Annotated in this window: 26 protein-coding genes and 1 pseudogene; 22 read left to right on the top strand and 5 right to left on the bottom strand. The window is 36.1% G+C overall.

The window, feature by feature from the left end; all coding sequences use genetic code 11:
• Nucleotides 1–2: 2 nt before the first annotated feature.
• From M3627_RS02315 to M3627_RS02290, 6 genes are all read left to right on the top strand, one after another.
• Nucleotides 3–845, top strand: a complete 843-nt coding sequence (locus M3627_RS02315) for an alpha/beta fold hydrolase (RefSeq protein WP_251552857.1) — start codon at nucleotides 3–5, stop codon at nucleotides 843–845.
• A gap of 48 nt (nucleotides 846–893) precedes the next feature.
• Complete coding sequence (locus tag M3627_RS02310; protein ID WP_251552856.1) at nucleotides 894–1685, top strand: class I SAM-dependent methyltransferase; 792 nt, start codon at nucleotides 894–896, stop codon at nucleotides 1683–1685.
• A gap of 14 nt (nucleotides 1686–1699) precedes the next feature.
• Entirely contained in the window at nucleotides 1700–2371 is a 672-nt protein-coding gene (locus M3627_RS02305; protein ID WP_251552855.1) for an AlkZ-related protein, read from the top strand.
• A gap of 14 nt (nucleotides 2372–2385) precedes the next feature.
• Complete coding sequence (locus M3627_RS02300; RefSeq protein ID WP_251552854.1) at nucleotides 2386–2949, top strand: group-specific protein; 564 nt, start codon at nucleotides 2386–2388, stop codon at nucleotides 2947–2949.
• 141 nt (nucleotides 2950–3090) lie between these two features.
• On the top strand, nucleotides 3091–4560 hold the full coding sequence (locus M3627_RS02295) for a protein adenylyltransferase SelO (RefSeq protein ID WP_251552853.1): 1470 nt from the start codon (nucleotides 3091–3093) through the stop codon (nucleotides 4558–4560).
• A gap of 256 nt (nucleotides 4561–4816) precedes the next feature.
• Nucleotides 4817–7558: an NHL repeat-containing protein gene (locus tag M3627_RS02290; protein WP_251552852.1), complete on the top strand. Its 2742-nt coding sequence runs from the start codon at nucleotides 4817–4819 to the stop codon at nucleotides 7556–7558.
• Nucleotides 7559–7611: 53 nt separating this feature from the next.
• Here M3627_RS02290 and M3627_RS02285 read toward each other — a convergent pair whose 3' ends face one another.
• Both M3627_RS02285 and M3627_RS02280 read right to left on the bottom strand, forming a co-directional pair.
• Nucleotides 7612–7833, bottom strand: coding sequence for a hypothetical protein (locus tag M3627_RS02285; RefSeq protein ID WP_169358684.1), 222 nt, complete (start codon nucleotides 7831–7833; stop codon nucleotides 7612–7614).
• 313 nt (nucleotides 7834–8146) lie between these two features.
• Nucleotides 8147–8968: an EcsC family protein gene (locus tag M3627_RS02280; RefSeq protein WP_251552851.1), complete on the bottom strand. Its 822-nt coding sequence runs from the start codon at nucleotides 8966–8968 to the stop codon at nucleotides 8147–8149.
• A gap of 297 nt (nucleotides 8969–9265) precedes the next feature.
• Here M3627_RS02280 and sstT point away from each other — a divergent pair, with 297 nt between their 5' ends.
• The 5 genes from sstT to M3627_RS02255 all read left to right on the top strand — a co-directional run bounded on the left by sstT (nucleotide 9266) and on the right by M3627_RS02255 (nucleotide 12617).
• Nucleotides 9266–10498, top strand: coding sequence for a serine/threonine transporter SstT (gene sstT, locus M3627_RS02275; RefSeq protein WP_251552850.1), 1233 nt, complete (start codon nucleotides 9266–9268; stop codon nucleotides 10496–10498).
• A 108-nt stretch (nucleotides 10499–10606) separates the two neighbouring features.
• Nucleotides 10607–10852: a hypothetical protein gene (locus tag M3627_RS02270; protein WP_169358687.1), complete on the top strand. Its 246-nt coding sequence runs from the start codon at nucleotides 10607–10609 to the stop codon at nucleotides 10850–10852.
• Nucleotides 10853–11104: 252 nt separating this feature from the next.
• Complete coding sequence (locus M3627_RS02265; RefSeq protein WP_251552849.1) at nucleotides 11105–11761, top strand: DUF1835 domain-containing protein; 657 nt, start codon at nucleotides 11105–11107, stop codon at nucleotides 11759–11761.
• A gap of 21 nt (nucleotides 11762–11782) precedes the next feature.
• Nucleotides 11783–12040, top strand: a complete 258-nt coding sequence (locus M3627_RS02260) for a DUF3658 domain-containing protein (RefSeq protein WP_251552848.1) — start codon at nucleotides 11783–11785, stop codon at nucleotides 12038–12040.
• A gap of 76 nt (nucleotides 12041–12116) precedes the next feature.
• Complete coding sequence (locus tag M3627_RS02255; RefSeq protein WP_169358688.1) at nucleotides 12117–12617, top strand: LURP-one-related/scramblase family protein; 501 nt, start codon at nucleotides 12117–12119, stop codon at nucleotides 12615–12617.
• A gap of 93 nt (nucleotides 12618–12710) precedes the next feature.
• Here M3627_RS02255 and M3627_RS02250 read toward each other — a convergent pair whose 3' ends face one another.
• Nucleotides 12711–13262 (bottom strand): glutathione peroxidase, encoded by a 552-nt coding sequence (locus M3627_RS02250; RefSeq protein ID WP_251552847.1) that lies wholly within the window; start codon nucleotides 13260–13262, stop codon nucleotides 12711–12713.
• A gap of 299 nt (nucleotides 13263–13561) precedes the next feature.
• Nucleotides 13562–13747 carry a hypothetical protein gene (locus tag M3627_RS02245; RefSeq protein ID WP_251552846.1) on the bottom strand — a complete coding sequence of 62 codons (186 nt, stop codon included), beginning with the start codon at nucleotides 13745–13747 and terminating at the stop codon, nucleotides 13562–13564.
• A 149-nt stretch (nucleotides 13748–13896) separates the two neighbouring features.
• Between M3627_RS02245 and M3627_RS02240 the strand changes: the two genes are divergently transcribed.
• The 10 genes and pseudogenes from M3627_RS02240 (at nucleotide 13897) to M3627_RS02200 (ending at nucleotide 22738) form a co-directional block, all read left to right on the top strand.
• Nucleotides 13897–14337: a VOC family protein gene (locus M3627_RS02240; protein ID WP_251552845.1), complete on the top strand. Its 441-nt coding sequence runs from the start codon at nucleotides 13897–13899 to the stop codon at nucleotides 14335–14337.
• Between the two features lie 16 nt (nucleotides 14338–14353).
• A pseudogene (locus tag M3627_RS20740) lies at nucleotides 14354–14443 on the top strand (shikimate kinase); the annotation flags it as partial.
• A gap of 19 nt (nucleotides 14444–14462) precedes the next feature.
• Nucleotides 14463–15350, top strand: a complete 888-nt coding sequence (locus M3627_RS02235; protein WP_251552844.1) for an alpha/beta fold hydrolase — start codon at nucleotides 14463–14465, stop codon at nucleotides 15348–15350.
• A 25-nt stretch (nucleotides 15351–15375) separates the two neighbouring features.
• Nucleotides 15376–15939: a GNAT family N-acetyltransferase gene (locus M3627_RS02230; RefSeq protein ID WP_169358693.1), complete on the top strand. Its 564-nt coding sequence runs from the start codon at nucleotides 15376–15378 to the stop codon at nucleotides 15937–15939.
• Nucleotides 15936–16823: a hypothetical protein gene (locus M3627_RS02225; RefSeq protein ID WP_251552843.1), complete on the top strand. Its 888-nt coding sequence runs from the start codon at nucleotides 15936–15938 to the stop codon at nucleotides 16821–16823. Before M3627_RS02230 ends, M3627_RS02225 begins: the two co-directional genes overlap by 4 nt.
• A gap of 19 nt (nucleotides 16824–16842) precedes the next feature.
• The gene (locus M3627_RS02220) at nucleotides 16843–17667 is read left to right on the top strand and encodes a sugar nucleotide-binding protein (RefSeq protein WP_251552842.1); all 825 of its coding nucleotides are present in this window, start codon (nucleotides 16843–16845) and stop codon (nucleotides 17665–17667) included.
• A 221-nt stretch (nucleotides 17668–17888) separates the two neighbouring features.
• The gene (gene dacB, locus M3627_RS02215; protein WP_251552841.1) at nucleotides 17889–19346 is read left to right on the top strand and encodes a D-alanyl-D-alanine carboxypeptidase/D-alanyl-D-alanine endopeptidase; all 1458 of its coding nucleotides are present in this window, start codon (nucleotides 17889–17891) and stop codon (nucleotides 19344–19346) included.
• 261 nt (nucleotides 19347–19607) lie between these two features.
• Nucleotides 19608–21311 (top strand): peptide ABC transporter substrate-binding protein, encoded by a 1704-nt coding sequence (locus M3627_RS02210; protein ID WP_483315272.1) that lies wholly within the window; start codon nucleotides 19608–19610, stop codon nucleotides 21309–21311.
• Between the two features lie 123 nt (nucleotides 21312–21434).
• On the top strand, nucleotides 21435–21899 hold the full coding sequence (locus tag M3627_RS02205; RefSeq protein ID WP_169358698.1) for a hypothetical protein: 465 nt from the start codon (nucleotides 21435–21437) through the stop codon (nucleotides 21897–21899).
• 83 nt (nucleotides 21900–21982) lie between these two features.
• The gene (locus tag M3627_RS02200) at nucleotides 21983–22738 is read left to right on the top strand and encodes an SDR family NAD(P)-dependent oxidoreductase (RefSeq protein ID WP_169358699.1); all 756 of its coding nucleotides are present in this window, start codon (nucleotides 21983–21985) and stop codon (nucleotides 22736–22738) included.
• 397 nt (nucleotides 22739–23135) lie between these two features.
• Here the strand turns inward: M3627_RS02200 and M3627_RS02195 are convergent, their stop codons facing one another.
• On the bottom strand, nucleotides 23136–24029 hold the full coding sequence (locus M3627_RS02195) for a 3-hydroxyacyl-CoA dehydrogenase (protein ID WP_251552839.1): 894 nt from the start codon (nucleotides 24027–24029) through the stop codon (nucleotides 23136–23138).
• 225 nt (nucleotides 24030–24254) lie between these two features.
• Here M3627_RS02195 and M3627_RS02190 point away from each other — a divergent pair, with 225 nt between their 5' ends.
• Nucleotides 24255–24683, top strand: a complete 429-nt coding sequence (locus M3627_RS02190; protein WP_445678193.1) for a GNAT family N-acetyltransferase — start codon at nucleotides 24255–24257, stop codon at nucleotides 24681–24683.
• Nucleotides 24684–24689: the final 6 nt, after the last annotated feature.

Below are 24689 nucleotides of genomic sequence, written 5' to 3'. Positions count from 1 at the left end.
TTATGTCTAAATGGGTACATCAAATGATAGAAACTTCTCGAGGAAATTTTGAGGTGTTTACAAAAGGAAAGGGAGAGCCGGTTTGCGTTACACACAATTACTCTGAATTCAACGATAGTGGTGATTATTTTGCTAATACTTATACAAGTACAAACAAAGTGTTTCTTGTAAACCTGAGAGATGCAGGTAACACAGACAAGCCTAGTTCTCCACACGAATTAAGTATGATTGACGCAGTACTTGATTTAGAGTCCATACGGCAGGCCTTTGGTTACGAGAAGTGGACCTTTGCTGGACATTCGACAGGTGGAATGATTGGTTTACTTTATGGTATCCATTTTTCTGAATCTCTTAAATCTCTTATTATTGTGGGATCTTCGGCAAGAGAGTTTAGCTCTTCCTCAACTAAGTGTATTTATAATGAAGAACACCCGAATTATGAAAGAATGCAAGAATTAATGCAACTTTTAAAAAATCCACTTCTTACAATAAAAGAACGCTATCAACTCTCAAAAGAAAGAACTCAATTTTCTTTATATAGACCTGATAATTATGAATCATTTTTTTCGAGTAACATACATAAAAAAATATGTGCTAGCAGACTAAACTTTTTTGGGAGGGAGGCTCTGATTTACGACGTGACACGTCAACTTGATAAGGTCAAAACTTCCGTTCATATTTTGTGTGGGAGACATGACGTTCAGTGTCCAGTAGAGTTTTCTTTAGAAATGCATGAAATACTAGAATATTCCACGCTCGATATATTCGAACAAAGTAATCACTATCCATTCATAGAAGAAAAAGAGTTATTTACACAAGTTATAAATAGGTTTCTCGTAGAATGACTACAGTAAGCAAGTTATGTTCTCTAGAAAGAGAGGCTATATAAATATATGAATAAGTATGGCAATGAATTGTTCACAGGAACAGCTTTGTATTATTCCCGGTACAGACCTCTATACCCAGCTACTCTGATTCGATTTTTAATCCAAAGGTTCGCTTTAGACGGAACGGGACAAATGTTAGATTTAGGGTGTGGTGATGGAAGACTTGCGTTAAGATTTGTCGATTGGTTTGAAAGAATAGTGGGAATAGACCAGGAAGCAGAAATGATTCAGCAGGCTACCCATTTACAGCAGGAGTCTAGATTTAGTAATTTCGAGTGGTTTCTAGGCGATTTGGATAATTATAAAACTAATCATGAGGAATCATTTAAGCTAGTAACAATTGCCAAAGCTTTTCATTGGATGGAACGTGAAAAAACACTTGAACTGTTGTTTAGTATGGTTTCACCAGGAGGCGGTATCGCGATTATTGACCCTGCTTTCACCAAAGTCACGCCTAGTTTGTGGGAACTCAAAGTGGATGAAGTTATGAAGTATTGGTATGGTGGAGAACGAAAAGCAGGAAATACGCTTTATCAACCGCCGAGTGAGACTTATGAACAGCTTATTAATCGTTCTAACTTTGACTTGGAAACCATTGAGCTTCCACCATATCAACATAGCTGGAACATAGATTCTATAATCGGCAATATATATTCATCCTCCTATGGTGCTAAACATTTTTTAGGTTACAATTCTCATGTGTTTGAAAGGCATTTAAGAGAGGAATTACTAAAAATTGAACCTACTGGACGTTTCGAGGAAAAAATCCAACTTTCAGTCCAATTAGCGCTTAAATAAGGAGTGTTATCACTATGCATAAACAAATTAAAACCTACAAGGAAGCTATACATATAATTGAAGAATTTGGGCTATTGCCCCTTGCGCCTCTTATCCCTGATTATCCTTCATTAGGAAGTATAACTGCTAAAGAAGTCTGGCATTCAGATACAGAATTTGATCCATGGATGTGGAGGACACAATTTTCGATGGATGGAACGGCAGGATACGGCAAGTTTATTAAGAAAAAGTCGGTGCTCATTTCAAGGGAGCTACTCCCATACTTTAAAAGTGTTTTAGGTGAAGAAGATTCAGTCGAACAACGTTTTGCAGATGGCAAACTTTCAAGAGAGGCTTTAGTAGTTTTTCAATTAATTCAAGAAGAACAGGGAATAGATACTAGAGCTTTACGGAAAAAGTCGGGTCTGATACAAAAGGAGCAAAAGAAAGTTTTTGAAAATGCATTGTTAGAACTTCAAGGTTATATGGATATCGTAATTGCTGGAATTCAAGAGAAGACAGATGACCATGGAGAGAAAAATGGTTGGAACTCCACAGCCTTTGAAACCTATGATGCATGGATTATCAGAAATGGGATCCAGAAGCTTGGCCATAGTAGACAGGAATCTAAAGACTATTTAATTGCTCATTTTGAGAACAAGTGCAATGAGAATGCGATGAAAAAAATAATTAAAATACTGCAATAGAATGTGGGGGTTCAATGGAGTTTTTATATCATATGGTGCCAAAGAAAATGATTGGCGATGAACTATTACCGCTAAATTATATAAAAGGCTTAGACAACGAGCTTTATAAGCAATATAGCGAGAAATATCGTAACAGTCCAGAAAGGGAAAGTCTTTTGCAGAGGAAAATACCTAAACTAGATTGTTTGTGGAATGATGTTATATTTTTATTGTCACTTCATCCAAACTACATTTTTGAAGCATTGTCCGAGTTAAGGGTAAGCATAAAAAAGGACCTATTATTTTATGAAATCCCAATTGAAAGACTACATGATAACTTAAATGCAATCTATTATTATCGCAAAGACAATTACAAGGGACCATCTTCAGATATACCTGAAGAGGAAGTGGAAATTATTCAAATGGACTCTTTTCCAATGTTAAATGCAATCCCCGAAAATACATTAATCTACTTTGCTGAAGAAAGTAAGAAAGGTAAAAACTTCGGGATGTTTGCCTATATTCCTCATGTTTTAAGCCTTGGAAAAATTAATATTTATGGTGTAAATCATGTTAACTGGAGTGAGAAGCCGATTTAAAAAATAGGTATAAACCTAGAAAAAGAACAGCGACTGCTGCTCTTTTTTTTGTATAGAAATTCTAAATTAGCGTATCACACATTTTAGAAGGGTATAATAAATACATAAGAAAAAAAGTAATTGATAAGAAAGGAAGGTTCGATGTCAGAAACTCAAAACCAAGCTGGATGGAATCTAGACAATAGTTATACTAGTCTTCCGCCAATGTTTTTTACAATAATAGATCCTAATCCTGTTAGCTCCCCTAAGCTTACCGTTTTAAATGAATCACTAGCCACTGAGCTAGGATTGAATAAAGACTATCTTAAAAGTGAACAAGGTCTACAAATACTAGCTGGAAATAGTGCTCCAGAAGGAAGTAAGCCTCTTGCACAAGCCTATGCTGGTCATCAATTTGGACACTTTACTATGCTAGGAGATGGTCGGGCATTATTGTATGGAGAACAATTAACCCCTGATGGGAAGCGTTTTGATATACAACTAAAAGGCTCTGGTAAAACTCCTTATTCTCGCGGAGGAGATGGAAGAGCTGGACTTGGTCCTATGCTTCGAGAATATATTATTAGTGAAGCGATGCATGGATTAGGAATACCGACGACACGTAGTCTTTCAGTTGTAACTACTGGCGAATCAATAATCCGAGAAACACTTCAACAAGGGGCTGTAATGACGAGAATCGCTAACAGTCATATTCGAGTTGGTACGTTCCAGTTTGCTGCAACCTACGGGACATATGAGGACTTACAGGCACTAGCTGACTACACGATAAACAGACATTATCCTGCGTTGGAGGATAAAGAGAACAAATATTTACTTTTCCTCGAGGAGGTAACGAAGCGTCAAGCATCACTTATTTCTCAATGGCAGCTAGTAGGGTTTATTCATGGAGTGATGAATACAGATAATATGAGCATCAGCGGAGAGTCTATTGACTATGGCCCATGTGCGTTTATGGATACCTATGATATGAACACTGTATTTAGCTCAATTGATACGCAAGGACGTTACGCATACGGCAACCAACCTGGTATTGGTGGCTGGAATCTGGCTAGACTTGCAGAAAGTTTATTGCCCCTTATTCATGAAGATCAAGAGGAAGCAATAAAACTTGCACAGGAAGTGTTATCTGCCTATCCAGAGCATTTCCAAACAAATTACCTAAAAGGCATGAGAGCTAAACTAGGGTTATTCCATGAAGAAGAAGGAAATCTAGCCCTCGTTCAAGAGCTTCTAGAACTAATGCAGAAGTATAAAGCAGACTATACAAACACCTTCCGAGCTCTAACTATGGAAGAGCTAGATGAAAATGAACTTTTTAAATCAGCTGATTTTAATAAATGGCATACAAAGTGGTTAGATAGATTAGAAAAACAACAAGAATCAAAACAAGAAGCAACACAAATGATGAAGCAACATAATCCTTCTGTCATTCCGAGAAATCACCGTGTGGAAGAGGCGCTAGAGGCAGCAGTTGATAGAGGAGACTATCAAGTGATGGAAAGTTTAGTGGCAGTGCTTCAAAACCCTTACGATTATTCAGCCGATAACCAAGAGTACTCGAAGCTTCCACCAGACTCAAGCTGTGGATATCAAACTTTCTGTGGAACGTGAAATATAGATTCTGGTTTTGACTTTTATTTAATGAAATTAACTTTCTTAATCAATAAGTATCAACAAGAACCTTCCAAACAAAATATGTTTGGAAGGTTTTTTTGTTTTAAGTAAAGAGCATCTAAATCATTAGACCTAATAGATTAAGGTAGGTATTATATATCAACTATAATTAAGACTCTTTTAAGACATATCTATAATTATAAAGGGATAATATACTGAAAATTGTAATTATACTGATAAAGGAGGTTGTTTAATGGGGAGAAAACAATTTATTCGGGCTGTTTCTCTTTTTCTAAGCATCATGTTAATCTTTGCTGTTTTGCCTATGACTAGTTTTGCTAATTCTGTAGAAGAAGATGTAATAGCAAAGCTTAAGGATAGGGGATTTAAGTCCCCTGTAAATCTCGGAATAGGTGCCTCAGAAGTTGTTCTATTAAACGCTGCTTTTGGAAAAGAAAATGGTAGAGATGTAGTTTATGCCACAGCAAATGGTGGTGTATTTAATGTAGTAGATGTAAAGGATAATAAGCTAATATTTTCTCAGCAGTTAGCAAAGGTATCTCAAGTGTGGAGTCATACTATTGCTTCTAATGGGACAGTGTATATTGCTGCACTCGGAGAAGGAAATGTAGGAGAGCTTTGGAGCTATTCTCCAACAACAAAGATTGTCGAAAAGCTAGGAACACCTAATGCTGGACACCAAGCATGGAGTAGTACTACGGATGATAATGGAAACGCATATATTGGTACGTATGCGGAAGGCAATGGGCGTATTTATAAGTATGATGGTGCCACTAAGTCTTTCGTTGACTTTGGAAAGATTGATGCTGACAATGCTAGTTATATTCGTTCTCTCGAATATCATGATGGATACTTATATGCTGGTTTAGGAGTGGAAGGAAAGGTTTATCGTATTAATGTAGAAACGATGGAAAAAGAAGAAATAACAAAAAATGTACCTGACATTTTAGGGAAGCCTGTCAGCCAGATTAAATTCGTTTATGATATGGCTGTCGTCGGTAACTATCTATTTGCTCGTTTTGATGACGGAGGCGAATCGGCTATACTTTTTTATGATTTGATTAACCAAGAATGGGTGTCAGATAAAAAGCTTGGAAAACTGCATGATGGATCAGCAGATGATTTTGGAAGCTTTGGTTTTATCCAGTTACCGGTCAATGGAGATAAGGCATATGTAATTCACAATCGTCACATTGTAGAAGTTGATATTAATACATTAGAGACGCGTGAAACAGGGATTAGATATGGAGCTGGCTTACGAGGAGGAGCATTTGTAGATATGGGAAAAGAAGATCTTCCAGGTCTCTCTCTAGTCACAATGAATAGGACAGGCCAAATATTTGCTGCAAATCTAGAGACAAATAAAACTGTTACCCTGCCAACGGCTATGCAAGCACTTCCATTGAAACTTCATAACCTTGGGGAAGGTCCAGATGGTAATCTTTATATGACTACTTATCCGGGGGGACCAAAGGGTTCGAAATATAATATCCAAACAGGGCAATTTGTAACGTATTCCCAGGGACAGGCAGAGGGAATTGTAGCGGGAAATGGGAATGATTTATATTTTGGAATCTACGGTGGTGCTGCTATTCAAAGGATGAATACAGAAACATTGGCGTTAGAAACACTATTTGATCTTAAGCCAGAGCAGCAGGATCGGCCGTACATTATGAAATTTGTAGAAAACAAATTATTAATTGGTACTATACCGGATTATCAAAAGCTAGGCGGGGCACTTACGATTTATGATTCTGTTACGGGAGATAGAAAAACTTATCGTAATGTGGTTCAGGATCAAAGTATTGTTGGATTAGCCTATAAGGACGGTTTAATTTACGGCTCCACTACAGTAAGAGGGGGGCTTGATATTCCTCCGAGCACGTCAAAGGCAAAAATGTTTATATGGGATATGGCAAGCGAGCAAAAATTGAAGGAATTTGAATTAGATATTCCAGAACTAGATGCTCCTCCAATAATTAGCGGATTAACGTTTGATGATAACGGAACATTATGGGGCGCAGTAGACGGCATTATTTTTGCAATGGATCCTGCGACTCATGAAGTGATAAAGTATAAAAATATATATCCAGAGATAAAAAATAGGGGTATGTGGAGACCGGTCCATATTGAAATCGGAAAAGATGGTCTGCTATACACAGATGTAGGTGGAAAGCTTACAGTAATAGACCCTTCCTCTGAAAACTTAGACCATGTTTCATTGATCAATTCAGGACCTGAAATTGACTTTATGGTTCTAGCGAATGACAATGAAGGAAATGAAAATATCTATTATATAGACGGCGATGCAACTCATCTATTTATGATTCCTGTAGTGGATGGTGGAGAAGTTGTAAATCCTGAGGAACCGATTTATGAGACTGTCAATGTTCCGATTAAAAATGCAGGATTCGAAGACAAGGTCAAGAAAGGAAGCATACCAGGTTGGTCATCCTTATTTGGTGCATTTCCATCCAATGCATCCTTTGAAATAAGCGATTTACGTAAAAAATCTGGTAAGAACAGCTTAAAAATTAACGATACCGATCAAAAGCAAACTGTTTTCGCACAAACTGATTTCATTACTATTGAAGAGGGAATAGATTATACGGCATCTACTAATCTATTTTTAGAAGACGGTAGTGCTAGCTTCTTCTTACGTTATTTTGATGAAGAAGGAAAGCAAGTGGGAAGTGATCGAGATGGGGAAAATATTATCCACATTCGAGATGGTCATAAGGAATGGCAAATCGTAAAAGCGACCGTTACTGCTCCAGAGGGGGCAAAATATGCTCGGCTATTTGCTGGAACATCAAATTACTTTACTACATCTGCTGCATACTTCGATGATTTTAAGCTGAGCTATGAAAAAGAAGTAACGATGCCTGGAAAACCAGGGAAGCCAGATAAACCAGGAAAACCAGGAAAACCTGAAAAACCAAAACCAGGGAAGCCCGGAAAGCCAGGCAAGTAAGATATTAGAAAAAGAGGAGAAAGTGAATTTTCACTTTCTCCTCTTTTTTAATTTTATCTCTTTTTCTTCTTGCCTAGCTCTGCTGCAGCTTTACTTTTTTCTACTATTTTCTCAAATTCTATTTGAACATGCACATGATTATTATCATTATAGGAGACGTCTAGAACCTTGCACTTGCGACCTTTAATTTTTAAGTCTTCGTCTACTGCAGGAATGTTTCTTAACGCTTGAGTTAATACAATTATATTATTTTCATAAAAATGTACTGCGAACATGTGCTTTTCCCCTTTATCAAATAAATTAATTCTGAAATAGAATCTCTATATTTTATGAGATAGAAAGGAATATAGAACAAGAAAAAGTGACAAGATAAAGTATGGTAGATATTGATTGTAATTATGAAGCAGACCGATCAATTATTTGGAAAAACCGACCGATTAATGAAGTTTACCGACCGATTATTTAGAGAAACCGACCGATTAATGGAGTCAACCGACCGATTATGAGATAAAACCGTCCGATTCCCATCTAAGCATACAAAAAAACGAAAAAGTTACACTGTATGTTTTACTTTTTCGTGGAAGTTTATTATATATCTGTATGATCACTTTCTAATTCATTGAGCTTTTCATAAATTCTTCTTTTCCTGTAAAGCATGATGCCAGCCTCTGCTATATCTTGGATCATTCCTTTATTTGCAAATGCTCCAAATATAATTCCGGCTATGGGTACCATTTGAAAGAGCTTTTTCCACCCAAATTGATCACGATAGGTGAAAAATACTTCCTGCCAGCCTTTTAACTGGGACAGCATATTTTCTGACGTCGGTTTATTTTCATGAAGAACCGATAATTCATTTAAAATAGATTCTTTTCCAACGATATCAGCAGACGCAAATTGCAGACACTTAATGATAAACACACGCTCCTGTTTGTCGTTTGGATCATACCCATGAATAATCGCAATTTCCTGCAAAGTTTTTAGTGCAGTACCAAGAATCACGGGAATATCGATTGCTAGTGTAAATATGCCACCAACCCCCGTAGTCGCACCCTGAAGAGTAGCAAACTTCACACGTCCTTTTTGTAACCTTTCACTCAGTACGATTATATCTTTTAATGGAATGTTCCCAATATCCTCTATAGACTCAATAGGGTCGTAAGGAGTAGATGATTTAATCTTATTAATCATCGTTTGTTCATTGATTAAGTATTTACCACCCGTTTGTATATAGCTACCTATTTCAGAGACAAGTAAACCAATTTTTTCTTGTATAAAAGCAGGAGTTAACTTATCTAAGACCTTAAAAGGAAGACGTCCGAGCTTTTCCCAAAACCATAAACCCTTCTGATCTTTCTCCCAGGCTTCTATCTCTTTTAAATGTGTAAGAAGATAGTCTTTTGTTTCCATCTATCACTACTCCTTATAATAATATCTTATCACTACTATAATCTAATCTTGTTCAACTTACATACATGACGCGCTTAAATCTTTATTGGTTTCAATATTGTTAAGTTACTTGTGCATTTGTTACAGGTGCCAGGCACCTGTAACAAATGGAAAATATTATATCAAAATAATTGTTTACCAATTCATAATTTTCGTGTTAGACTAGCATTTATATATAACTAATCACAATTATTTAACATATTAAGGAGCAGTAACATCGTTGAATATGCTATTATGTTTAATAACGGAGGGAACAACATGAAAAAACTTATACATAAGTGGAACCAAGTAAGTCTCGTTAAACAAATTTTACTGGGTATTCTGATAGGCGTTATTCTAGCTTTAACAATACCTGAAGCTGCAAGCTGGGTTACTATTTTTGGTGCTTTATTTGTTGGTGCTTTGAAGGCTGTTGCACCTATACTTGTCTTGTTCCTAGTTATCCATGCAATTTCTTCTCATAGAAGCGGACAGCAAACGAACATGAAGTCAATTATTATACTTTATGGAATTGGAACATTTCTTGCAGCACTTGTTGGTGTTATTGCAAGCTTCCTATTTCCGGTTACGCTTACGCTTACGACTGGAGTAGAGGATGTTACACCTCCAAGTAATATTTTAGCGGTTTTAGAAACTCTTTTATTTAATGTGGTTGATAATCCTATTAATGCGATTTTAAATGCAAATTATATTGGAATTTTAACATGGGCTATTCTTTTGGGGCTTACTCTGAAGAATGCTGCAGAAACAACGAAAACTGCTATAGCTAATATTTCAGATGCCATTTCACAATTAGTGAAATGGGTGATCAAGCTTGCTCCTATTGGTATTTTAGGGCTGGTTTTTGATGCAATCGCAACGAATGGTCTTTCTGCTTTAATGGAATACGGCCAATTAATTATTATATTATTAGGCTGTATGCTATTTGTAGCTTTAGTTATAAATCCTTTAGTTGTTTACTTATACGTACGGAAAAATCCTTATCCATTAGTATTCCGCACATTAAGAGAAAGTGGAATTACAGCTTTCTTTACACGTAGCTCGGCTGCTAATATTCCTGTAAATATGGAATTGTGTAAAAAGTTAGAGTTGAACAAGGATACATACTCTGTTTCTATTCCTTTGGGAGCTACTATTAACATGGCTGGAGCAGCAGTTACAATAACTGTCTTAACCCTTGCTGCCGTTAATACGTTAGACATAAATGTAGATATTGCAACCGCACTAATTCTTAGTGTTCTTGCTGCTGTTTCTGCTGCAGGAGCATCGGGTGTTGCAGGTGGATCACTTTTACTTATTCCAATGGCATGTAGCTTGTTTGGTATTCCAAACGAAATTGCGATGCAGGTGGTAGGTGTAGGTTTCATCATTGGAGTCATCCAAGATTCATGTGAGACTGCATTAAACTCATCCTCAGATGTATTGTTCACAGCTACTGCTGAATATGCAAAGGATCGTAAAGAAGGAAAAGACGTTATTATTCACTCTTAATAAAAGAAAATCAAGTGCCTCTCTACAATCCGTTGTAGAGGGGTGTTTTTTATACATATTTTAAATGAATAGAAGGATACTAAAGCTAAAGGCCAAAGGAGAATCTTTATGTCCGAGTGTCCACTGTGCAATGCATTTAATGAATTTGAAGAGAACTGTCCAAAGTGTACTAACCCTTTAGAGGACGCTGGCAAGGAAAGTGATTTTCTAGATCCCTATGCTCATTACAACGACCTAGACACCATTAAAATGGCAGACGGTTATTCTCATACAAGCAAGGAAGAAATTTGCCCGCATCTCATTACATGCAATAATTGCGGATACGATGAAGTGAAATTTGTACAAGGAATATGAAACAGCTGAATAATCAGCTGTTTTATTTTTGTGTATTGAAGTAAAATATATGTAATATTGAAAAAATACCGTTTAATAAATAAATGAATAGAAGTAAAATCCATATAGAAGAGAGGAATAGATATAGTTATAAAAACAAAAACGCATTACCCATTTATCTATTTCTTCATTGAGCCGAATGTTGTCATTGTATATAAAATAGAAACTCAAAACTATTTAACAGCAACTGAATTTAAGAACTATGACTGCAAGATGTATGAAATCAATACACCAAGTGAATTTGAAGAGTTTCACCATGAAAATTATCGACCTCTCCGTTCACGAACCTGGTTTATCAAGCAGGAAATAATGAGTGACATGGTAGAAAAAATAAACTCCTTCATCCAAGTGTCTCTACAGTTACATCAAAGATCTAAAGGACCTATTCATTTAGTTTCTTCGGAATCTGCAGCCGGGTCTCTTAAGGTAGGACTTCCGAAGCCACATACAGTCATCGCTATCCCAGATAACTTTACTTTTGGTCCGTTAGGAAAGTTAGATAAAGAAACAGAGCAAAAAATACGAGAAGAATGGCTATTTGATTATATAAATGACGAGCAGGAAGAAGGAAATTATGCCAGTAAATTCAGCAATATGTTACGTCAAATAGATGATATTGTCGATTCAATCCCTATATATTTATGGTATGGAAATAATGTGGCTGAACAAATAGGGATTCGATTTATGGTTTATTTATTGAGAGAGAAGAAAAATACTATTTATTTGATAACTGAGTATAAAACAGCTATATCTTATACTTCCCAATTACATTCGGAGCAAATTAAAAAAATATTTGAACAAAACAAAGATGTTTTTCCACTTTCCTCAAATGAGCGTTCAACCTATATCGAAGAAGTTCAAGTTAGTTGATAGTAAGGAAGTCTTGCGCAAATGGAATGGCAGAGAAATAATAGGTGTACAGAAAATTATTATGATTCCCTCATTCAAGCAACTGCCGAAATGCTGCATAACAGTCAATCTGAAAAAGAGTTTCTTCCCGTAGGAGAAGTCATAGCTGAAATACTTAATAAAGAGATAATAGATTCATTCTTCTTAGAATATAGAATAAGACACTTAACTTACGATGGTACTTTTCAGATAAAAGGTATTCCTAAATCTATGCACAGCTATAAAATAAAGCTCCAATAGTGATGTATTCGGAAGCTATCCAATGTAAATATTCAAGATTTGCTAATTATTAAATGTAACAAAAGGAGAAAAAATTATGAAAAAGCTTTATATAAAGCAAAAGGTATTAAGTCTAAGTGGCAAGTTCACCGTAAAGGATCAGCAGGAGAACGATGTATATTATGTAGAGGGTAGCTTTATGAAAATCCCAAAAACGTTCTCCATTTTGAATACCTCCAGAAATGAAATAGCGCTCATTACGAAAAAAATGTTCAGTTTTTTACCGAAGTTTTTTGTGGAGGTAAACGGAAAAGAAGTGCTAACGATTAAGAAGGAATTCTCTTTCTTGAAGGCTCGTTATTCTATTGATGCTGCAGGCATAGAGGTAAATGGTAACTGGTGGGATATGAACTTTCAGGTGTTACAGCACGGAGAAGTGGTAGGTCAAGTGAGTAAGGAATGGTTCACATGGGGGGATAGCTATCAGGTGGAAATCTGGAAAGAGGACATGGAAGCCATCATCATTTCTCTAGTTATTGCGATTGACTGTGTAAAGGCTGACCAAGCAGCATCTTCATCTGCTACTGCTTCGATTTAAACTTTAGATTGTCTACAAGCATCTCAAAATATGATTCTTGAATTCGAAAACAAGAATCATATTTTGATAAAAAAAATTTAACCTCCAAGCTTATTATAATAATGCTTCAATATCCTTTTCCATATCAATGGTATCTGTAGTAGATTCATAGCGATGAAGAACGTTACCATTACGATCTAATAGAAACTTAGTGAAGTTCCATTTTATCGAATTTCCTTGCATATAATGTGGTACCTTTTCATTAATGATGGAACTTAGTATTCGAGAAGACGGATGAGAATTGTTAAATCCTTTAAATGGCTTAACTGCCGTTAGGTAATTAAAAAGAGGTTCGGCCTCTTGATCTCTTACTTTTACCTTTGAGAACATTGGGAACTGTACACCAAAATTTATCTTACAAAACTGATTAATGTCTGAGTTACTACCAGGCTCCTGGTCATCGAAGTGATTAGATGGGAATCCGAGGACAACAAACCCCTGCTCCTTATATCTGTCATATAATTTTTGTAAATCTTCATACTGATATGTAAAACCACACTTGCTTGCAGTATTGACGATCAACACTACATTCCCCTTAAATTTTTCTAATGAAACCAAGTTACCACTGATATCCGGTAATTTAAAATCAAAATCATAGATACTCATCTTTTCTCCCCTATCCTCAAATAAAAACTAATAATAAGAGTCTTTAGACCTAATTCATAAGACTCACATAATTGATTGTATTATAGTTCTTAAATAATTACCAAATTATTGCTTGGTAGGTTTATAGAATGATTTAAATCTATATATTTTAACTGCTAACTTACAAAAGGAGGAAGTGGAAGGAGGAAAGAAAAATCTTTTGTAGTATTTATAATAAGAGAGTTTCTTGAGTCCCAATTTACTTAGGAAAAATCCATAAAAAAATACTAGAAAGAGATACCATCTAGTATTTGAAAAAATTATAAATTTTCGTTTTGTTGTTTGATCTCGTCGCCAGTTAGAATGATATTGGCCTCTTCAAGTGCTTTATGTTTATCGACGGAGTCACCTGGAATATGCTTGCCGTTTGGATAGGTAGACCCGTTTTCAATCGTTATTTTTTCATTTTTAGGTGCTTTTGTATTAAAGTCATCCTGCTTTTTCATTTTTTCACTCCTTGTTTGTTATTAGTATCGTTTACCAATGTACAATTTCTGCTTTACTATTATGGACATCCTTTTAATAGACATACATTTGGCTCAATGAAAGATGGAATATCTCCACAATCTCGAAACTATACCTAGGAGGAATTACAATGAATCGCATAAATATTATTACACTTGGGACAAAGGATATCGTCCGTGCACATGAGTTTTACAAGAAACTAGGATTCGCTACTGCTGTAAGAGGACCAGAATCAAGTCCGCATATTATCTTCTTTAAAAATGAAGGTACTAAAATAGCTTTATATCCATTGGAAGACCTTTCTAAGGACATAGATTCAGCTAATCCACCCACGGTAGCCAATGGATTTACAGGCTTCACACTTGCTTATAATGCAAAAACTAAAGAAGAAGTGGATGAATTAATGAAAAAAGCTCATGTTGCAGGTGCAACTATTCAAAAAACAGCCAAAGCAACCGATTGGGGTGGTTACGGTGGCTACTTTACTGACCTTGACGGCTATTTTTGGGAGGTTGCCCACGCAGATTCCTGGGAGTTTGATGAAAATAATATGTTAATTATTGAAGATTAGCAGATAGGAGACTAAAATGGATAAGTTTGTTTTTATATTTGGACCCTAAGCAGTGGGCAAGATGACAGTTGGACAGGAGCTTGCGAGGGAAACAGGTCTAAAGCTGTTGTAAAAGGAGATAACTCATGCATTTAAAGATTAATGGAAAAGAGCTATACATCGAAGTAAGTGAAAACACTAGTGACAAGGCAGTCTTATTTTTACATGGTGGACCTGGAGAGAGCTGTTTTGAATTTACATATCATCAAGCTAAAAGACTAGGTCATCGCTTTAAGTTAATAGCAATGGACCAAAGGGGTGTTTGTAGATCGGAGGCTATTCATGATGGAGAGTCATTTAGTCTTAATGATTTAATAGATGATTGCGAGGAGCTTCGCAAACACTTAGGAATTCAAAGATGGTCTATTATAGGGCATTCCTTTGGAGGTTATCTAGCTACTTTATATGCTCACCGATACCCTAATTTTATTGAAAAAGTAATCTTTGAAGCTCCTACATTTGATTTTGGGCTGACTGGAAAAGCGCTCCTCTTAAAGACGGCAGACTTGTTTAAAAAATATCAACAGTCCGACCTACAAGAAAAGTGCCTGAAGCTCGCCAATAGTTCCTCATCACCAAAGGAGCTTGTTGAAGGGTTTACAGAACTAAGCACCTTTTTAGAGGATAAAAGAATGCACATATATACTTATAATTTTAGTAATCACACGGATACAACAGTTTATTCAGAGGACCAATGGGAAAGTTTTTATGATAAATCAGAGATCCATTTTAATCGTTTGAAAGAAGAAGGAAAAATTTTTACATCAGTTTTACACTTGCTAAAAGAAATAAAAATACCATGCTTACTCATGTTAGGTGAGCACGATGTGGTTACTTGTCCTATACAAGTAGAAGTCTTTAACAAAGATGTTTCCCAAGGAGAAGTGGTCTTGATAGAAAATTGTGGACATACCCCACATTACGAAACCCCGGAGGAATACTGTGAACTTGTAACCCGTTTTTTGATGGAATAGACATTATGGAAAGTGGAGGAATCTAATGTTTGTAATAGACTGCGAGGAAATATTTCTAAGAGAGTTTTCAATTGAAGATGTGGATGCTATTTATGAGCTGACATCACAACCAGAGATCTACGAGTTTTTACCTGATTGGCGTTCTACAAAAGAACAACGAGCAATCTGGGTTCAACATTATGAAATTCCATCGAATAAATCATTTTTGTCAGCAGTTCCGAACATCGATGATCAAGGGTATTTAAAGTTAGGAATTTTTTTAAAGGAAACTGACAAATTTATCGGTTTTTGTAATACAGGCTTGAAGGAGGGGCTACCCCAACCAAATCGAGAAATAGCTTATGCAGTAGCAAAGGATAATCAAAAACGCGGTTATGCAACTCAGGCAGTTAAGGGATTAATTCAATACTTGTTTACAAAGACAAATGTTCAACAGCTAAATACGGTGGTTCTACCTTACAATCATGGATCAATCCAGGTCATTCAAAAATGTGGCTTTAGTCTTAAAGGTAACATCCAAATACATGGTAAACAGCACGAGCATTATGTACTTTCCCTAGGAGATTGGAAGGGTGGTGAACAGAAATGAATATGATACCATCTAATGAGCATTTTAAAAGTTGGATTAATCAGTATGTACCGGAAAAAGATTTGTTCTTTATTAAAGAAGAGGACCTGTTTATTTTAGAGCTATATCTTACTGAAGTTCTAATCATACCGAAAAACGAATTTTATGAGCATTCTTCCTATAATTATATTCAACTTGTGAATAGCTATGAATACTGGAATATAGATGATGATATTCAATTTGTTATCGTAGCAGAGCCTGATTGGTTTAATAAATTACCGAATGAAAAGAAAAAAATATTGAATGCTAGACAGGTGGATATAAATAGAGGCTTAGTTTTACCATTACCTTCTCTACCGGAGAGTATTTCATTAATAGAGAATCATATAGTGATTAAAAATGATCAAGTATACATAGTATTACAAAGCCAAATGTGGACCTCATTAACTGAGCAGCTAAAAGCAGAATTTCTAAAGGAATATGCACAAGAATGGGATAGTTGGGATGGTTGTGTAGTTCCCCCAACTGCTCCAATACATATAAAAAATTTTGCAAATACTTTTCCTCATAGTGCAGGCAGCAATTGCTTATCTGCTACGTTATATGCTGTCACTCAACAGGAGTGGATGATACATGAATGGGTCCATCAAAAGACATTTGAAGAAGGTATTAAAAGAGCAGGTTACTATATCCATGATGGTGCCTTCCAGGAAACCGATATAGTGGCTTGGGTTAATGCGGAAGGAGTCATTCAACACGCTTCTTACTGCTTAGGTGATAATCTTTTTTTCAATAAAAACGGCCAAACTTTCTTTAACCCTTGGAAAATTGTTGAATGGTCCAAACTAAATGAGGAATGGCAAAGGTTTACTACAAGGATTTATAGAAGAAATAAACAATTATAAATGAAGAAGGAGCAATTAAATGAAAGTACTTATTCTTGGAGCCACTGGCTTTTTAGGATCTATCTTATATCAAAAGGCTCTTCAGGAAGAATCGCTAACCGTTGTTGGAACATCTAGGTTGTCAAACGCGGCAAAAAATATCATTTCTTTAGATGTAATGGACAAGCATTTAGTTGCACAGACAATAGAAAGTATAAAGCCAGATGTCGTCATTTGGTGTCTTATGAGCATGGAGAACGAGGATCAGCTTATTGAAATTGGACTGAAAAATGTCGTAACACATTTGAGTGAGGTCACCAAATTCATATTCATATCTACTGATGCGGTGTTCGTGGATGGTAGGGGTGATTACGATGAGCTTGATCCCACTGGTTTGCTACCTTCCGAAGCTCGTCTAGCTATTTACGTAAATGCAAAACATGCTGGAGAACAATATTTGATGAAGAACCATCCATACCACGTGATTGTACGGACAGGACCATTATATGGAGACAATCATTATATAGAAAAATGTACTCTCCAAATAATTGAACATATAAAAGAAAGTAAACCATATTACGCGTGGGAAAATGTATTTAGATCTTTTGTGAATGTCCATGATCTATCAGACGCATTGTTAGAGCTAACTAAAAATAACGTGATAGGCATTCTTCATGCAGGTCCACGACAAAAGGAAAGCTATTATACTTTTAATAAAAAGAGAGTGGAGCAGCTTGGATTCGACAGTACCTATATTTGCCCAGTGATTGTTCCAAAAGAAGAGAATCCCTATATTTCTCTCGATACATCCTTAAGGACGGATAAAATTTCTGAATTGCTGCCAACCGTATTTAGGAATATATAAATTACGGAAAATCGATAAATGCGGAGACAATGAATTTCAACTAAAACAATAAACACTCTCTAATCCTAATTCAATAGACATAATTACCATAGGAATATTGATAGATACTTCCCTTAACATACCACTCCGAAAATCCTCTTTTTTACTTATTGGAAGGAAATTTCTTCTTTAAGTGGAATATGTCCCTAATCTATTAATGCAAATTAGAATGGGGGAAGGTTATGAGGAAAAGGTTGGCAAGCCTTTTGATGGCTTGGGTCTTATTTGTGAGCATGTTTGGAATGGGGCAATTAGCTCAAGCAGAGGTAACAACTGAGGATGCTTTAAGTGAATCCATTTCGACAATTGTTCAAGAAAAATTGTCTGGGGCAAATGTAAGTATTGCGATTATGGACCGGATGACTGGTGAAGTGGTGTATGACTATAATGGCGATACACCTATTAAACCTGCTTCGAATATGAAGCTGATCACTACTGCTGCAGCGCTAGATGTTCTAGGAGAAGATTATCGTTTTAAAACAAGTCTTTATACGAGCGGTAAGCTATCTAATGGAGTATTAAAAGGAGATGTCTATCTACAGGGACAAGGCGACCCAACCTTAATGGAGGAAGATTTACGACAATTTGCACAAGCACTGAAGGCTAAAGGAATTCAAACGATTGATGGAAGAATTGTCGGAGATGACAAGTGGTTTGATGATGATTTGTTAACACCAGGTATATGGGCAAATGATGAATCGTATTACTATGCTGCGCCTATTTCGGCTTTGACTACTTCGCCAAATGCTGACTATGATTCTGGAACCATTATTATCGATGTAAATGGTTCTGCAATCGGGAATGCTCCAACCGTAAAAGCAACTCCTCATCTCGGAGATTTAGAGATTGTCAATCAAGCACAAACTGTAGCGGCTGGACAAAGTAATACTATTACAATAGAGAGATCGTATCGGACCAATGAAATCGTTATAAGTGGCAATCTACCTATTGATAAGACTAAAAGAGAGTGGGTAACGATGCAGCACCCAACTACTCATACACTGACAATGTTCCAAGCCATATTAGAACAAGAAGGTATAGAGTATAAGAAACATAAATTCTTTAGAGCAGCTACTCCTAAAAGTGCTAATTTAATATCAGTCAAGGAATCAATGCCTCTAAATGAATTACTCATTCCTTATATGAAGCTAAGTAATAATGGTATTGCGGATATATTGGTTAAAACAATGGGCAAGGTCAAGGGCAATCATGGAAGCACGAAGGCCGGCTTAAAGGTGATGGAGCAGTACGGTAAATCCATTAACTTAGATATGACTGATTGGAAATTCGAGGATGGCTCTGGAATGTCTCATGCAAACTCAGTGTCCGGCTTGGCTATTAATGATTTACTTCTTAAGATACAACAGGAAGATTGGTTTGACACTTATTTTAATAGTCTACCAGTAGCTGCTCACCCTGACAGAATGGTAGGAGGCACACTAAGAAACCGTCTAAAAGATCCACTTACTTCAGGTAACGTTTTTGCCAAAACCGGTTCATTAACTGGTGTTAGTACGCTAAGTGGTTATATAAAAGGAAGTAGCGGGGAACAATATATTTTTAGTGTGTTGGTGCAAGATAAGTCAGGTACAGCAACAGTAATTGATGAAATTGTAAAGGAAATGGCTAGTGGACTATAAAATATTTAATAACTAATAGAAAGGCCGGTAAACGAAAGTTTACTGGCTATTTCTATTGTCAAAATGAAAGTAAAAAGTATCAAGTTGGAGAAGTGGCGCTTAGTGAAATATATGGTTTTGATTAACATTCAAATCAAAAGGTATGCTAACATACATATTTATGACGAATAGCAATATTATTCTAAAAAATCTAATTATTATTTGATTTATTGCGATTAGTGAAATATATTAATAGAGTACTTAATGTGTTAAAAAAAGGGGATGGATGAAGTGAAAAAGAAATTTTTATGGGTGTTTCTACTTATCTTAAGTATTTTTCTAGTTGCTTGCAATGAGGATAAAAATACTAAAGAGAGTTCAACGAAAGAGCCAGAAACTACTGAGGGGAAGGATTCTGCTGAACTTGATGAAGTACAAGAATTAAATCTTGTGGCAGGTGCAGAGATTCCATCAATGGACTCCGTTTTGGCCGACGATGCTGTGTCTTTTAACTACCTTAATAACGTAATGGAAGGGCTCTATCGATTAAATCAAGAAAATATTCCTGTGCCTGCAATGGCAGAAGGTGAACCAGAAGTTTCAGGAGATGGATTAACCTATACATTCAAATTGCGAGATGCAAACTGGTCCAACGGTACCCCAGTAACAGCAAAAGATTTTGTATTTTCTTGGAGAAGAGCAATTGACCCTGAAACAGGTAGCTCCTATGGTCCTTATATGATGCAAGGGTTAATAAAAAATGCAACTCAAATATCAATGGGAGAAATGGCAAAAGAAGAATTGGGCGTTGAAGCCGTGGATGATAAAACATTAAAGGTGACGCTTGAAAGACCAGTTCCTTATTTTATGTCCCTCATGTCATTTGGTACTTTCTATCCTCAAAATGAGGAATATGTAACTGAAAAAAGTAATTCCTATGCATCTAACTCAGATAACCTTATTTACAATGGACCATTTGTGCTTACTGAATGGGACGGGACAGGCTTATCCTGGTCATTAGAAAAAAATGCAACCTATTGGGATGCTGAAGTTGTCCAGTTGGATAAAGTTAATGTGGACGTAGTCAAGGAAACATCTACATCTGTTAACCTCTATGAGAATGGGGAAAAAGATCGTGTAGGATTATCAGGAGAATTTGCACTTCAATATGCAAATCATGAAGAGGTAATAAAAGAATTGAAACCTACTATCTACTATTTAAAGCTTAACCAAGAACGTGATGGTCAAAAAACAGCCCTTTCAAATGTGAAAATTCGTAAAGCAATTGCTATGTCTTTCAACAAAGAGGATTTGGCATCAGCTATACTGGCAAACGGTTCAATACCAGGTGATTTCCTAGTGCCTAAAGGACTGACATTCGATGAAAATAAAAAAGATTTTCGTGATATAAATGGAGATTTGACAAAGTATAACGCCGAAGAAGCAGCAAAACTATTTCAAGAAGGAATGGAAGAAGAAGGACTGACTGAATTAGAGCTAGAATTAGTTGGTAATGACAGTGAGCTTGCTAAAAATATGGATGAATATTTAAAAGCTCAGATGGAAGGAAATCTTAAAGGGCTTACTATTAAGCTGATACCAGTTACATTCAATGTGAAATTGGACAAGGATGCAGCGCAGGATTACGATATTCAAAGCACTGGCTGGGCACCTGACTTCCAAGATCCAATTACCTTCCTAGAATTATTTGTTACAGGTTCACCGCAAAATAATATGTCTTATTCAAACCCGGAGTTGGATAAACTGATTGACCTAGCAAAAAATGAACTTGCTTTGGAGCCTGAGGCACGCTGGGAAGCTCTAGCAAAAGCTGAAAAAATCATTATGGAGGAAGATGCTTCCGTCGCATCGATGTATCAGTCGGGACTCATGTCGCTACAAAAACCATACGTTCACGGAATTATATCTCATCCGTTTACAGGTGATTACAGCTACAAATGGGCTTATATTTCAGGAAAAGAATAATCCGTAAATGATGAGTGTATATCCATTAATGGGTATACACTTTTTTTCACCTCTTCTAGATTGCATATTTATTACAAGGGTGGAAAGGATAATAGTATTCGATTAAAGGAGGCCATACATACTTTGAAGCAAGAAAATAATGAAATTGCTAAATTAGGAAAAAAAGACTTTGCCACGAATACAGCTTATGGAGATCCCATTAAATTTACCAAACCCTCAATAAATCAAGAATTTAAGCAAGCATCCTCTCAAATAGCAGATAGTACACAAAAGCCAATGATGAATGACTCTGGAAAACAGAATACTTCCAAGGAATATACAACGGATCGGTCATACGGAGACCCTTTAAAATCAGATGTACCACCTATGAATTATACAGATAAAGCAGCAAACTCCATTATTGCAGAGAGTACGGAGAGGGCTAGTACAAAAAAAGCGAATGAGAAGGAAGACCCCACTAGTTTCACTGCATACGGAAACCCAGTGGGTTCTTCTAGCGAATCTATAAATGAAAACTATAAAAATGCTTCTGCAATAATTGCAAAAAGTACAGAGGATACTGGGCATGATGGGGCTAGAATCAAATAGTATAAATATATAACAGCATTTAAATTGAGATATAAAGGATTAAGGGGTAGGATGATATAGAAAAGAGTTAAGGAGGTAATATTATGGACAGGCTTAAGGATAAGGTTGTTATTGTTACAGGAGGAGCAGGAGGCATTGGGCTAGGTATGTCCAAGGCGATGGCTAAAGAAGGAGCAATAATAGCAATTGTTGATGTGAACGAAGAAGCTGGTCAAGCAAGTCTAAAAGTACTTCAGGAAATATCACCTAAATCAATGTTTTTAAAGGCAAACTTAATGGATAGAGACAAGCTTCCTACAATTATCACTACAGTAGCAGAAGCGTACGGAAAAATAGATGTTTTAGTCAATAATGCACATGCATCTAAACAGGTGACGATTGAAGAAACAACACAAGCAGATTTAGATTTGTCATTCGGCACAGGATTTTACCCAACCTTCTATTTGATGCAGGCAGCACTTCCATATTTAAAAGAAACAAAAGGAAATGTGATTAACTTTGCATCAGGCGCTGGATTAGCTGGACACGAAACACAAGGGGCGTACGCTGCAGCAAAAGAAGCAATTCGAGGAATCTCCCGAGTGGCAGCCAATGAATGGGGTCGCTTCGGTATTAACGTAAACATTATTTCTCCTATTGCTAACTCAGAAGGTGTACAAGCATGGGCAAAAGCCCAGCCTGAATATTACGAAAATGTTCGCAGCAAAATCCCACTGGGACGCTTCGGTGATGTGGAAGAAGATATCGGTCGTGTAGCAGTTTTCTTAGCAAGCGAGGATTCTAAGTATATAACTGGTCAAACAATCATGGCAGACGGCGGATCAATAATGCTTCGCTAAATATATGAAAAAGTCAGGGTGAGTTCTTTCTCATTCTGACTTTTTAAATGCGTATTTTTATTACTCTCCGCAAGGTACCACTCCTATATGCTTGTTTCGTAAAAAAAACTAAATACTCTAGACTTACTAGGTGCACTAGACTATAGTAAATCTTCTTCTGAACTAACAGTTCCATTTGAATTGTTGTAATTCATCGTGTGATTGTCGTAAAGTAAAGCAGCATTGTAGTAAATGAACATTAGATTGTAGTAAATTTCATTTCAAATTCACAGTCAGATTTGGATTGTAGTAATTTACTGGGTGATTGTCGTAAAGTAGAGCGGCATTGTAGTAAACGAGCGCTATACCAAATAGATCCATGAAAAAAGAAGACTAATAAATAGCCTTCTTCAAAAAATTATTTTAAGAATTTAGGATCTTCATATTTTGGATTTGGATAATCATAAAATCCTTTACCGTTTTGAATACCCAATCGTCCTTTGTCGATTAGCTCTGTTTTAAAGTATTCTGCTATTTTTGCCTTTTGCTCATTTCCTGCTTTTGCTTTTTCAAGTGCAATGTTATATGGGGTGTTTAATCCTATAATGTCTAGCACTCCGAAGGGACCTCTGTTCACACCCATACCTGCCATCCATGTTTTATCCACTGTCTCGGGATCCGCAATTCCATTTGCGACTAAATTTTGAGCGGCATCTAAAAATGGAACCAATAAGGAATTTAAAATATATCCTGGCTGTTCCTTATGGATAGGTAAAGCAATCATATTAATTGCTTTAGCAAATTCAATCACCTCTTCGAATACCTTGGTATCTGTGCCTTCATGTTTCATAATTTCAGCCGTGTTGTTTACCCAAATTCTATTTGCGAAGTGCAAATGTAAGAATTTCTTAGGACGACCTGTAAATTCAACGAGCTGACTTGGGATCATAGTGGAGGAATTTGATGCAAAGATTGTTTTCTGTGGAGCAACCTTCGATAAATTTTCATAAAATACTTTCTTAATATCCAAAATTTCCGGAACTGCTTCGATTACTAAATCCACATCCTGAACAGCCTCAGCTAAGTCTGTATGCAACGTTAAACGATCATAAGCTGTATCTACTGCTTCTTGAGTTGCTCCTAAGTCTTCTTGATAATTTGCTTTCAATCCAGTAAGTCTTTCCTTAGCCTTCTCTAATGCCTCTTCATTAATATCATATACGGATACTTTAATTCCATAAAAAGCGGTTTGAAAAGCTATTTGACTTCCCAAAACTCCACTACCAGCGACCAGAACCTTTTTAATATCCAAAACAGTTCACTCCTCTATACTCTAATAACTATTAGTTATTTTCTATTTTGTCATTATTATGTATTCGGAAATAAGAAATTTAATTGTCTATTTAGCGAAGGTTGAGCTGACGGAAAATTTTAATTACTAATTGAAAAATAAAGGAAAAAATTTTAATACATGTTAAAATTGAGTAAGAATCACAAATTGCAAAAAAGGATTATGCCCATAGAAAGGAAGAAATTAGTGGAATTGAGAATAATACGAGAAGATACTGATGAATCTAAAAAAAATATTAATGAACGATTGTATTATTTTAATCTAGCACACTTTCCTGAGGATTTGAGAGGGAGATATGAGGAAGTTAACTTATTTATAAAGGATGAAAAGGATCAAGTACTAGGAGGAATAATGGGAGAAATATGCTGGAATTGGCTAGAAATTCATGTTTTGATAATGGACGAATCGCTACGTAAGAACGGGTATGGTTCAAAGTTGTTGATGAAAGCAGAGGAAATAGCTAAGGAAAGAAAATGTGACTTCATTAAACTGGATACTTTAAGCTTTCAGGCGTTAGAGTTTTATAAAAAACATGGGTATGAAGTGTATGGAACTCTGCCTAACGTTGGTCGGGACTTTGACCATTATTACATGAAAAAAGATTTAATGTATTAAAATAGA

It is taken from the genome of Psychrobacillus sp. MER TA 171 (assembly GCF_023713305.1).
Classification (GTDB): domain Bacteria; phylum Bacillota; class Bacilli; order Bacillales_A; family Planococcaceae; genus Psychrobacillus.
This window is presented reverse-complemented; position numbering and strand designations above follow the sequence as displayed.